Source organism: Micromonospora arida, assembly GCF_003857035.1.
GTDB lineage: Bacteria > Actinomycetota > Actinomycetes > Mycobacteriales > Micromonosporaceae > Micromonospora > Micromonospora arida.
Genome location: NZ_QGSY01000066.1, coordinates 1 through 5,826, shown reverse-complemented (window position 1 = coordinate 5,826; position 5,826 = coordinate 1). Strand labels below are relative to the sequence as shown.

5 protein-coding genes are annotated in these 5,826 nt (G+C 70.4%); all 5 read left to right on the top strand.

Going from position 1 to position 5,826, the window contains the following annotated elements; all coding sequences use genetic code 11:
* Positions 1 to 195: 195 nt before the first annotated feature.
* Entirely contained in the window at positions 196 to 2,739 is a 2,544-nt protein-coding gene (locus DLJ58_RS01255) for a bifunctional FO biosynthesis protein CofGH (protein WP_124853464.1), read from the top strand.
* 163 nt (positions 2,740 to 2,902) lie between these two features.
* Positions 2,903 to 3,181 carry a hypothetical protein gene (locus DLJ58_RS01250; RefSeq protein ID WP_124853463.1) on the top strand — a complete coding sequence of 93 codons (279 nt, stop codon included), beginning with the start codon at positions 2,903 to 2,905 and terminating at the stop codon, positions 3,179 to 3,181.
* A gap of 51 nt (positions 3,182 to 3,232) precedes the next feature.
* A complete protein-coding gene (locus tag DLJ58_RS01245) occupies positions 3,233 to 4,627 on the top strand; it encodes a DUF4331 domain-containing protein (protein WP_124853462.1) in 1,395 nt (464 codons plus the stop codon).
* Between the two features lie 19 nt (positions 4,628 to 4,646).
* Complete coding sequence (locus tag DLJ58_RS01240; RefSeq protein ID WP_124853461.1) at positions 4,647 to 4,976, top strand: phospholipase; 330 nt, start codon at positions 4,647 to 4,649, stop codon at positions 4,974 to 4,976.
* Positions 4,977 to 5,434: 458 nt separating this feature from the next.
* On the top strand, positions 5,435 to 5,692 hold the full coding sequence (locus DLJ58_RS01235; RefSeq protein WP_007455784.1) for a WhiB family transcriptional regulator: 258 nt from the start codon (positions 5,435 to 5,437) through the stop codon (positions 5,690 to 5,692).
* Positions 5,693 to 5,826 lie beyond the last annotated feature (134 nt).

The following is a 5,826-nucleotide window of genomic DNA, read 5'->3' as shown; positions in this document are numbered from 1 at the left end:
GGTAGGCGGGGATGGGCGGGAGCCGTCGCCGACCACGACTTCCACGATCGACGGGGTCGCGTGGTTGACGGAGGGCCGCCAGCGGGTTCAGCTTCTGCCTGTCGCGGCAGGCGTTGCCGTGATCGTTCAGTGCCGTTTCCCACGGTGCGGGCTGGGACTGGTCGGGTAGCGTCGGGCTGCGCATAGGGTGAGTGGATGGTTGATCGCACCCACTCCGGCCCGAGCGATGCGAGCGTGCGGCGGGCCCTGGGCCGGGCCGCGAACGGGCGGGCGCTGGATGTCGACGAGGCGACCGCGCTGCTGTCCGCTCGTGGCGACGCGCTCGACGAGCTGCTCCGGCTCGCCGGTGGAATCCGCGACGCCGGGCTGCGGGACGCCGGGCGGCCGGGTGTGGTCACGTACTCCAAGAAGGTTTTCATTCCGCTGACCCGGCTCTGCCGGGACCGCTGCCACTACTGCACCTTCGCGACAGTGCCGCACCGGTTGCCGGCGCCGTTCCTGGACCGCGACGAGGTCCTCGCGATCGCCCGGGCCGGTGCCGCGCAGGGTTGCAAGGAGGCGCTGTTCACCCTGGGTGACCGGCCGGAGGAACGCTGGCCTGCGGCACGGACCTGGTTGGACGAACGCGGCTACGACTCGACCCTGGACTACCTGCGCGCCTGTGCGGTGGCGGTGCTGGAGGAGACCGGTCTGCTGCCGCACCTCAACCCCGGGGTGCTGTCCTGGTCGGAGCTGCAACGGCTCAAGCCGGTCGCGCCGAGCATGGGCATGATGCTGGAGACGACCGCGACGCGGCTCTGGTCCGAGCCGGGTGGCCCGCACTTCGGCTCACCGGACAAGGAGCCGGCGGTCCGGTTGCGGGTGCTCGAAGACGCGGGGCGGGTCGGGGTGCCGTTCACCACCGGCATCCTGATCGGAATCGGGGAGACCCCGGCGGAGCGGGTGGACGCGCTGTTCGCGATCCGCCGCGCCCACCGGGAGTACGGCCACCTCCAGGAGGTGATCGTGCAGAACTTCCGCGCCAAGCCGGACACGGCGATGCGCGGCATGCCGGACGCGGAACTGCACGACCTGGCCGCCACGGTGGCGGTGGCCCGGCTGCTGCTCGGCCCGAAGGCCCGGATCCAGGCCCCGCCGAACCTCATCGCCGGCGAGTACGACCTGCTGTTGCGCGCCGGCATCGACGACTGGGGTGGCGTCTCACCGCTCACCCCCGACCACGTCAACCCGGAGCGCCCCTGGCCGCAGATCGACGAGTTGGCCCGGCACACCGAGCTGGCCGGGTTCACGCTGCGGGAGCGGTTGACGATCTACCCGGAGTACGTGCGCGCGGGCGACCCGTGGCTCGATCCGCGGCTGCTGCCGCACGTCGGTGCCCTCGCCGATCCGTTGACGGGCATGGCGGTCGAGTCGGCGATGCCGCAGGGACGACCGTGGCAGGAGCCGGAGGAGGTGTTCGGCGGGCGGGTCGACCTGCACGCCACCATCGACACCACCGGCCGCACCGACGACCGGCGCGGCGACTTCGACAGCGTCTACGGCGACTGGTCCGAGGTCGCCGGCAAGGTCACCCCGGAGGCGACGGCGCGCCGGGAGGGCGTACCCGTGGCACCGGCCGGGAGGGGTGCGGACCGTGACCTGACGGCCGGCCTGCGGCTTGCCGCCGACGACCCGGCGGCGCTGCTCGACCCCGGGCACACCGATGCCGCGCTGGCGCTGTTCGGCGCGGACGGGCCGGCGCTCGACGAGCTGTGCCGCCTCGCCGACGACGTGCGCCGCGCGACGGTCGGCGACGACGTCACCTACGTGGTCAACCGCAACATCAATTTCAGCAACGTCTGCTATGTGGGCTGCCGGTTCTGTGCGTTCGCGCAGCGTGAGCGGGACGCCGACGCGTACCGGCTCTCCGTCGAACAGGTCGCGGACCGGGCCGAGCAGGCGTGGACCCTCGGCGCCAGCGAGGTGTGCCTCCAGGGCGGCATCGACCCGAAGATGCCGGTCACCGGCTACGCCGACATCGTGCGCGCCATCAAGGCCCGGGTGCCCGAGATGCACGTGCACGCGTTCTCGCCCATGGAGATCGTCACCGCCGCCGCGAAGGCCGGGGTTCCGGTCCGCGAGTGGCTGCTCCAGCTGCGCGAGGCCGGGCTGGACACCATCCCGGGCACCGCGGCCGAGATCCTCGACGACGACGTGCGCTGGGTGCTGACCAAGGGCAAACTCCCGGCTGCCGCCTGGGTCGAGGTGGTCAGCACCGCCCACGAGCTGGGCATCCGGTCCAGCTCCACGATGATGTACGGCCACGTCGACCACCCCGGGCAGTGGCTGGCGCACTTCCGGGTGCTGGCCGGGGTGCAGGACCGCACCGGTGGGTTCACCGAGTTCGTGGCGCTGCCGTTCGTGCACACGAATGCTCCGATCTATCTGGCGGGTATCGCCCGACCCGGCCCGACCTGGCGGGAGAACCGGGTGGTGCACGCCATGTCCCGGCTGCTGCTGCACGGCCGGATCGACAACATCCAGTGCTCCTGGGTGAAGCTCGGTGACGAGGGCACTGTCGCGATGCTCCAGGGCGGCTGCAACGACCTCGGCGGCACGCTGATGGAGGAGACCATCTCCCGGATGGCCGGCTCCGACAACGGTTCGGCGCGTACCGAGGAGCAGTTGCGGGCCATCGCGAAGGCCGCCGGTCGCCCGGCGCGCAAGCGGTCGACTGCGTACGGTCACGCCCGGCCCTGACGTCGAACCTTTCCCCGCCACCGGCCGTACCACGCGATGCCGGTGGCGGTCGCGGCGAGGACTGCCGCCGGTGTCCCCCTCAGGGGCCCGGCGGCGTCGCGAGACGGCACCGGACCCGTCCGTCTCCGCGGGCGCGCTCGCGCCACCGCCGGAAAGGTTGCCCATGACCAGTGATCAGCGGAAGCGGCAGTGGCCGCGACTGACCCGCCGGCAGACGTTGACCGCCGCGGCCAGCGCCACCCTCGGCGCCGCCGCGCTCACCGTGCCGGGCCTGTCGGCCGCGCAGAACGCCCCCGGCGCGGCCGGACGAGCCGACGAACCGATCATCGTGCACCTGCGTGACGCCGGCTCCGGAACGATGGACGTCTTCGTCGGTGAGACGCGCATCGAGGTACGCGACCGCGGCCTGGCGGACCGGCTGCGGCGCGCCGCCCGGCGCTGACCCGACCCTCCGCCCCGCCATCCTGTCCCCGCCCAGTGAGGTTGGTCCGTCATGTCTTCCCACCGCGAGGCCCCGGAGATAGCCAAGGATCCGGTCGCCGACAGCTCCGACCTGTACGCGTTCGTCAGCCCCGACAAACGCGACACGGTCACGTTGATCGCCAACTACGTGCCGTTGCAGCTTCCCTCCGGGGGCCCGAACTTCTTCGAGTTCGGCGACGACGTGCGGTACGAGATCCATATCGACAACGACGGCGACGGTCGTCCGGATGTCACCTACCGGTTCGAATTCACCACCGAGATCACCAACCCGAACAGTTTTCTCTACAACACCGGTCCGATCGATTCACTGGACAGCAAGAACTGGAACCGGCGGCAGTTCTACAGCCTGACCAGGGTGGCCGACGGCCGCGAGCACCGGCTGGCGCACAAGCTGCCCTGCCCGCCGTGCAACGTCGGCCCGCTCTCCACCCCGAAGTACGCCGACCTGGTGCGGCAGGCCACCTACTCGCTCTCCACGGGGGAGCGGGTCTTCGCCGGGCAACGCGCCGACGGGTTCTTCGTCGACCTCGGGGCGATCTTCGACCTCGGCACGCTGCGGCCGTTCCAGCAACTGCACGTCGCCGGGAAGAAGATCTTCAAGGCCGAGGGGGAGCCGGTCAACGCCACCGACCGGATGAACGTGCACAGCATCGCGGTGCAGGTGCCCCTGGAGCGGGTGCGTCGGCGCGCCAACCGGTACGGTGCCGCCGATCGGGCGTCGGTGATCGGGGTGTGGACGTCGGCGTCGCGCCGGCAGGTGCGGGTGCTCGGCGACCGGGGCGGGGCGGACACCAGCACCGGCCCGTTCACCCAGGTCTCGCGGTTGGGCAATCCACTGTTCAACGAGGTCATCGTGCCGATGTCCAAGAAGGACCTGTGGAACTCGCTGCCGCCGTCGGAGGACAAGCGGTTCGCCCAGTTCGTCGAGCAGCCGGAGCTGGCCGCGTTGCTGCCGGCGCTCTACCCGGACGTCTTCCCCAACCTGGACAAGCTCACCAAGGCGAAGAAGGTCCGAGCCGACCTGATGGCGATCCTGCTCACCGGGGTGCCGGCCGGGCTGATCGACGGCTTCACCAACGCCACCGGTGAGGTGCAGGCCGACATGCTGCGACTGAACACGGCGATCCCGCCGACCAGGCGTCCGGACCGGTTCGGGGTGCTCGGTGGCGACCTGGCCGGGTTCCCGAACGGGCGGCGGGTCGGCGACGACGTGGTCAGCATCGCGCTGCGGGCCATCGCCGGGGTCACCGTCCCGCTGGTGGACAAGACGTTCCAACCGGACGCCGCGGCCGCCGCGGTCACCCCGGGGCTGAGCGCCGCCGACGTGACCGCGCCGTTCCTCGGAAACTTCCCCTACCTGGGTACGCCGTACGACGGGTTCAACAACCCGCCGGCGGCGTCCTGATCGGGGCGGGGGCGAGCGGATGCACGAGCACGCGTACGGGCCGTCGGAGACCGGGACCGTCGTCCTCGATCTGGGCGGCGACACCGGCGCCCTGATCGTCTACACGGGTCGGGATCTGCACGGCCGGGAGATCGAGATCAGTCGCGACGACGAACGGCGGGTGCACTCGGCGGTGCGTGAGCGTCGGGTGCGGGACGGCTCGTTCCACAGTGCGGTCTATCCCGATCTGCCGAGCGGAATTTATACCGTCTGGTGGGACGATCGTACGCCCGCCGGCACGATTTCTGTCCATGGTGGAGAGATAGCCGAGTTCGCCTGGCCCAGCAGCGGTTTCGGGGCCACTGACTGACCCCGCAGCACCGGTTTCACCACCGCGCCTCGTCCACAATGTGGACGAGGCGCGAGTGCTGTCCGCAGCTCGACGGGCGGTCTGCGCCGCACCGCGTTAACCTGTCCCCCACCAAGATCAGCTTAGGGGTGGAGGTCTCTGGTGCCGTCCGATCGGCGCCTCGTCGGAGAAGCGCCACGGCAGAAAAGTCGGGCAACTCGCCGGAGAGGGCGTTACTCGGCCGGGGTCTGAATCGATAGGGCAGGTTGCGAGGCTGGACGGCCCGAGTGGCCGACCGGGGGTGTCGGGAGGGCGACTCCATTATCAAGTTTGGCTTGACGGCGCACGCATTACACGCGTGTAATTTGAATGGGGTTGTTCGCACGGAACGCAACAAAACGGGACCGGACGGACAAGCACGCCTTTCGCGTGGGGGGTTGCAGCGGCGATGACGCCGGTGCGCGACAAGGAGGCATTTGATGGACGGCCAGCTTGAGGTGGCCGACCTGCTCGGAAACGCGCCGGAGTGGCAGGAGCGGGCGTTGTGCTCGCAGACCGACCCCGAGGCGTTCTTTCCCGAGAAGGGCGGCTCGACCCGTGAGGCGAAGCGGATCTGCTCGCGTTGCGAGGTCAAGACCGAGTGCCTCGAATACGCACTCGGTCACGACGAGCGGTTCGGCATCTGGGGTGGGCTCTCCGAGCGGGAGCGGCGCAAGTTGAAGCGGCGGGCCGCCTGAGCGGTGCGCGGGGCTGCCTGCGCGTCGTGAGGGGCCGCCTGCGTGGTTCGAGGGTCGAGGCGAGGGCTGCCTCAGCGGTGTGAGGGCTGTCTCCTATACACATCTGACGCTGCCGACGAACTCTAGGGTGTAGA